Here is a 6,185-nt window from a genome sequence, read left to right as displayed (position 1 = left end):
ACAATTAAAGGATCTTCTTCATAAAACTTAAGTAGATTGCTAATTTCATTAAGTAAAAACTCATCATCTTTAAACATGTGATAAAGTATTGATTTGTCATATTTTATTAATGCTTCTAAATCTTTAATACCTACAATTTCTAAGACATTTACAACTTCATTTGAAAGTGATAAGTCCTCAATACTTCTTGGTAATTTATAATAGATTAATGTTGGAAGTACTTCGTTAAATGAATCTGATAATAAACTTTGAAGTTCTCTTAAGTTGAATATATTAAAATCTTCTAAGCGGTCAATACCAGATAGTTTTAATCTTTCTAAAGCCGTTTGGCTTAGTTTTAAAGATTCTACAGGTAAGGTTAATACTTGTTTTGATTGTTTATTTTGTTGAACTTTTTCTTCACTTAAGTTCTTACTTTGAAAAGTTTTTTTAACTTTAGATGTGTTTTTAAGTACTAATATATCATTCTTTTTTTCAGTTTTTTTCATTTGATTCTTTGCAATATCGACTGGTTTGTTCGATTTGTTAAGTCTATTTCCACGTTTCTCATTATCGATATCTACCCAAAAAATATTACTACTTTCTGGTAATTGATTTTTTTTAGTATTAATTGTTTCTCCATTATTTTTAGTAACTTTAACTTCTTGGATTTTTATCTCATTGGTATCAATTGGACTATCATTATTAATATCTTGTCGTATAATTCTCGGCTTAAAAAAATCAAGGTCACTAGGTTTACCAGTTGAATGCGTAGTTACATTTTTTTTCTTATCGGTTTTTATACTTTGTTTTGAACTAAAATTTTTATTCTTGTTCGTGTCGATTATTATAATTTCAGATGTTTCTTTTATTTGGATATTTTTATTGTTTGATTTATTTTTGAATCTATCAGTCACTCTTTCTTTTCCATAGAACTCAAGTATTTTATTTGTCTCATCTAGTAATGATTGATCATCCTTAAGTATCTGGTAAAGTATAAATTTACTATATTTCACTAAGGTAAGTAAATCACTTATACCATGATTTTCAAGTAGAAAAACAAGCTCCTTTGACTTTGTAAGCTTGTTAATGCTTCTTGGTAATTTATAGTAAATTAAAATCGACTTAATTTGACTAAACATATCTCCTAAAAATAATTCTAGTTCTTCTAATGAGTACTTGTTGAAATCATATAGTATCTTAATATTGGATTGGTTTAATCTCTTCACTACTTCCGGATTTAATCTTAAAGAGTTCACATTTATGTACAACATTTTATTCATATCTATTTTCTATTCTCCAAATTATAATAATGTTGGGCATCAAAATTATTTTATTATGTGCTTTTCTTATGATAGATTTGGTTTATTATAGTATGTTTTATTAAATACATCTTTAGTTAATATATGTTGAAATAAATTGGAATTATTCCAGTCAAATTAACATTACTCATTTAAACATACTACAAATACTTTAAGATATGTCCCCTATCATAATAGTATTCTTGAACTGAAAGTATAACATAAATAATGAAATTTATCTTTATACTTAACTATATTTACATTTTAAATCCCCAAATAATCATAAACACTCTTGACGCTATTTACTTCAGAATCATTAGATATAGATTTTAATCTATTCTTAGTATTTTTAACTTTAAAGACTTGTTTTAATATTCTTACAAACCATGCCCATGAAAGTAAATATGGATGTTTTTTTAAATATGGGTATGATTCTTTAATACGCTCTTTACTAGGAAAGACTTCATTTAAGAAAAATCTAAATTTAGATTTTTTTAGTCTTGTTTGTTCATGTGTTCTTTTAGTTAGATATTGATCGTGTTTTTGACCTAAGCCGTGGATACCACTATCCATAATATAATCTATGATTAATTCATCTTCAACTGTAGGTTTTATTTTATTTGTAAATATATTATTTAAGTGAATTACTTTTAAGTGAAAATCATATAGGTTTTCATCTTTTAAATACTTATCTAACTTTTCTTTATTGATCCATTCTTCATATGCATTATAAAATATATCAATATCTAAAATACTTCTAATACCGACACCTGATGTTCTTATATGTCTAATTAAATGTGTTAACAAATAGACATATTCATAAGCTGGTTCTATTTTATATGTATATTCTATATCAATACGGGCGTGATTCCAAATTTCTTTTAAAAAGTTTTCATTTTCATATTCATTAGATGATGTGATTGATTGATGAAGTTCAATTTGATTTAAATCATCTGATTCATAGACATGGTGGTGTGAGGTTGCACTTTTAAATTTAAAGTTTGCATTCAATAATACTTTCTTTGCTTTTTCAAATAATTCTAATGGAACTAAAATATCTATATCACCCATACCTCGCATATAACTTTTAGGGTATAAACTTTTTAGGTGTGAACCCTTTAAAAATATATGAGGTATTTTATTTTCATTAAAAATATCTTTTAATGTTTCAATGATTAATTGTTGTTGGGTATCTTTAGCTACAAAAGAACCAAATGCGTGTTTAAGCATTTGGTTATATTTAGGCAATATAAAACTGTCAGTATCTATACTGTTATATAAAAGTCCGACAAGACCATTTTCGAATATTTTTTGAGTTAACTTTAATTCATCTTCTGATTTAAATTTAAAAACTTCTTCTTTTAATGCGTGGTCAATTAAATTAAATATAATTTCATTGTTGTTCAATTAAACTACCAGTCCTAAGTTATTTTAAATTTGATGTGTATGTAACAATAATTTTAGAAACTTCTTCTTTAACTTCATCGTTAGTTAGATTTTCAAAATTAGACATTAAATTAACGACTAAACTTGTATCTAGTTCTACACCTGTTTTATGTTCTACAAAGATGAGTTGGTTTTCTGTTTTGTGAATACTTGGATCATTAATATCTAAAAGTAGTTCTTCATATAGTTTTTCACCTGGACGAAGACCAACGACCTCTATTTTAATTTCATCTAATTTATATCCTGCAAGTTGAATCATTTTTTCTGCAAACTCATAGATTTTTACAGGTTCACCCATATCTAGAACAAATAGGTCATCACTTTTTGCAAATACAGCAGATTGTAAAATTAAACTTACAGCTTCTGGTATGGTCATAAAGTATCTGGTGATATCTTTATGTGTTACTGTAACTGGACCACCATCTTCTATTTGTTTTTTAAATAAAGGTATAACTGAACCATTTGAACCTAATACATTACCAAATCTAACTGCTGAAAAACTTGTTTGACTTACTTCTTGTTCTTTTTTAATAATGAGTTCTGCAAAGCGTTTTGTTGCACCCATTATGTTGGTTGCTCTTACAGCTTTATCACTACTTACTAAAACAAACTTTTTAACGTTATATTTTGTAGATAGTTTTGCTGCATTATATGTTCCAATAACATTCGTACGAACTGCTTCTTTAGCACTATCTTCCATTAATGGTACATGTTTATATGCTGCAGCATGGAAGACTAATGTTGGTTTGAATGTAGAAAAGATTTCTTCTAATCTTTTCTCATTATATACACTACCGATTCGAACATCTAATTTTGGATATTTATGACTATTAAATTTAAATGCTTTTCTAGATAGTTCCATTTGAATGTCATATGCATTGTTTTCATAAATATCAAATATTATTAATTGTTTTGGTTGAAGTTCAAATATTTGTCTACATAGTTCACTACCAATTGATCCACCGCCACCTGTAACTAATACTATTTCATCTTTAATAAAATCAAATATACCTTTGTCATCTAACTTTATTACTGGTCTATTAAGTAGATCTTCTACTTTAATATCTACAAGTTTAGATTGAACATTATCTTTTACATCTTCAATTAAGTTTAATTTTTTAACACGAATACCTTTTTCAATTAATTTATTAACTAAATCATGGAATCTATTTTTAGGTAAATCCTTAATTGCTATAATGACTTCTTCAATTCGGTTATTTTCAACTAATCTATCAATATCATTTAGTGTACCTAATATACGAATACCCATTAGTTGTTTACCAACTTTAACAGGATTATCATCAACAAACCCTATAGGAATATTGCTTAATGCATTATTCTTGTAAAACTCTTTAATAACCATCTCACCTGCAGAACCTGCACCGACAACTAATGTTCTTACACCTGTTGTATTAAACCAGCGCATACGGTGACTTACAATATTAACTGTTCTTCTTACTATTCTTGGTAACATCATACCTGTAATTTCAATTAAAGAAATAAGTATAAATGCTGGTTCTACCATGAATTTTAAATCAAATGAAAAAACAACTAATACAATAATGATATTAGATAGAGCAACCGTTCCAATAATTCTAAAAAAGTCTTCAAAAGACGCATGTTTAGTAATTATTTTATATACTCCAGCAATAAAGTATACTGCTATTTTAGCTGGTATAATAAATGCTAGTGCTAACCATAAATCTGATGTATCAATTTGTACTAAGGTCCCCCCGGCCATAATACTAGATACCCAAATAGTTAAATAATATGACGATATAATTGTAAGTATATCGTATATTATATATTTATAGACTTTAAAAAAAGTCATTACCTTTTTCTTGTTTGACATTTAATTTTCCCCTTGTTTGATTATTATGTCCTTTTTAATTTTTACTACTTTTGTTTATATTTTTAAAAATTTAATCCGCTAACAATTAGTTAATTGATATATAAAAATTATATCATATTAGATCCTTATTTACGAAGGTTGATTTATATTTTCAATTGTAAAAACGTTATTATTAGTTTGTTTTATCAAATATAGGATTAAATATAGCATAAAGGCGCTAGTTAAGCGCCTTTATTATTTAGTAAATTATTTGATTTCTAATAGTTTAGTTGAGTTTTTAGTTACTTCTAAGACGAAGTCTCCACTTTCTAAACCTAATGACTCTAATTTTAGTGCAGCTTCATCTTTGCTTAATACTGGATAAACTCCAAAATGAATTGCAAGTGAACGAGCTTCTTTAGCTGTTTTAACTACTGCAATATTTACTGCTTGAGAGTGGAATTTAGCAAATGATTTAGCAACTTCTAAACCATTTGTAATTACAGCATCTACTTCGTATTCTAATACTAATTTTGCTGCAGATTGAGCAATCGCATCAATATTAGAATCTCCCATGTAATATCCATCTAAGAATATTTCATGATCTAATGTAGATTCTGCTTTTTCATCAATTTTAGCCATTTTAGTAACTGATTCAACAGGGTAATCACCCGCAGCTGATTCACCACTTAACATAGTTGCTGATGTTCCTTCTCTAACTGCGTTAAACACATCAGATACTTCAGCTCTTGTAGGGCGTGGATTTTTTTGCATAGACTCTAACATTTGAGTTGCTACGATAACTACTTTACCAGCTTCTAAACATTTATCAATCATTTCTGTTTGATACATTGGTACTAATTCACCTTCAACCTCGATACCAAGGTCTCCACGTGCAACCATAATACCATCAACAACTTCTAAAATATCATCTAAGTTATCCATACCTTCTTGGTTTTCAATCTTAGCAATAATTTGAACATCTTTTCCGCCATTTTGATCTAAAATATCGCGCACTGCTTGAGCATCTTCACCGCGTCTTACAAAACTTGCTGCAACAAAGTCATAACCCATTGATGCTGCAAATTTAATATCGCTTGCATCTTTTTCTGAAATGAAAGGCATATTTAAAACAACACCAGGAACATTCACACCACGTCTTGATTTTACAACATGCGTGTTTAATGCTTTTGTAACAAGTTCACGGTTTGCTTCATCTTTAGCAATCACTTCTAAAGTTAAGTAACCATCATCAACTGTAACAAACTCTCCAACTTTCATATCATCATATAAACCTGGATATGTTACTGAGAATTTTTCTTTATTTCCTAATACAGGATTAAATGTAATTCTTACCTCTGAACCTTTAGTAATTTCTACTTTACCATCAAATTCATGTGTTCTAATTTCAGGTCCTTTAGTATCTAGTAAATAAGCTACGTGTGTTCCTAATTCTTCGTTGATTGATTGGATTGTTTTTAAACGATTACCATGTTCTTCATAGTCTCCGTGTGAAAAGTTAAAGCGTGCAACGTTCATTCCAGCTTTAACAAGTTTTGTCATAACTGCTTTATCTTCTGAAGCAGGTCCTAATGTACAAACAATTTTAGTTTTTCTCATATTTTTAT

3 protein-coding genes and 1 pseudogene are annotated in these 6,185 nt (G+C 27.8%); all 4 read right to left on the bottom strand.

Annotated features, from left to right (window positions below; genetic code table 11):
- A pseudogene (locus G324_RS08095) lies at window positions 1-1,262 on the bottom strand (hypothetical protein); the annotation flags it as partial.
- 282 nt (window positions 1,263-1,544) lie between these two features.
- Entirely contained in the window at window positions 1,545-2,687 is a 1,143-nt protein-coding gene (locus tag G324_RS0100460) for a nucleotidyltransferase domain-containing protein (protein ID WP_025724435.1), read from the bottom strand.
- Between the two features lie 19 nt (window positions 2,688-2,706).
- Window positions 2,707-4,578 (bottom strand): polysaccharide biosynthesis protein, encoded by a 1,872-nt coding sequence (locus tag G324_RS0100455; RefSeq protein WP_025724434.1) that lies wholly within the window; start codon window positions 4,576-4,578, stop codon window positions 2,707-2,709.
- A 246-nt stretch (window positions 4,579-4,824) separates the two neighbouring features.
- Entirely contained in the window at window positions 4,825-6,177 is a 1,353-nt protein-coding gene (gene pyk / locus G324_RS0100450) for a pyruvate kinase (RefSeq protein ID WP_025724433.1), read from the bottom strand.
- Between the last annotated feature and the right edge of the window lie 8 nt (window positions 6,178-6,185).

Source organism: Acholeplasma granularum ATCC 19168 (assembly GCF_000526235.1).
Taxonomy (GTDB): Bacteria; Bacillota_I; Bacilli_A; order Acholeplasmatales; family Acholeplasmataceae; genus Acholeplasma; species Acholeplasma granularum.
The sequence above is the reverse complement of the archived record's forward strand: the minus strand, read 5'-3'. Positions and strand labels throughout refer to the sequence as shown.